Origin of the sequence: Ensifer sp. Root954 (genome assembly GCF_001429005.1) — a bacterium.
GTDB classification, from domain to species: Bacteria; Pseudomonadota; Alphaproteobacteria; order Rhizobiales; family Rhizobiaceae; genus Ensifer; species Ensifer adhaerens.
This window is the reverse complement of the sequence record NZ_LMJM01000004.1, coordinates 44060-44408: the sequence shown is the minus strand read 5'-3', so window position 1 is coordinate 44408 and position 349 is coordinate 44060. Positions and strand designations below refer to the sequence as shown.

Here is a 349-nt window from a genome sequence, read left to right as displayed (position 1 = left end):
CCCCTATCTCTTCCCGTTCGAGGAGTTCCAGCGCTTCAAGACGCATCCGGCGATCCGCGGCACCTTCGAGGGCGGCAAGCGGCTGTCCTATGGCGCGCGCGCCATCACCGAGGGCGGCTACCAGTCGGTACCGAAACTGTCCTTCCCCGGCGGCGCGCTGATCGGCTGTTCGGCCGGTCTCGTCAACGTGCCGCGCATCAAGGGCAGCCACAATGCGGTGCTTTCAGGCATTCTCGCGGCCGAGAAGCTGGCAGCGGCGATTGCCAGTGGCCGCGCCAATGACGAGCCGATCGAGATCGAACGCGGCTGGCGCGACAGCGCCATCGGCCAGGACCTGAAGCGGGTGAGG

Annotated in this window: 1 protein-coding gene; it reads left to right on the top strand. The window is 67.3% G+C overall.

Annotated features, from left to right (window positions below):
- A partial coding sequence (locus tag ASE71_RS36700) for an NAD(P)/FAD-dependent oxidoreductase (RefSeq protein ID WP_413814624.1) occupies positions 1–349 on the top strand: 349 nt, incomplete at both ends.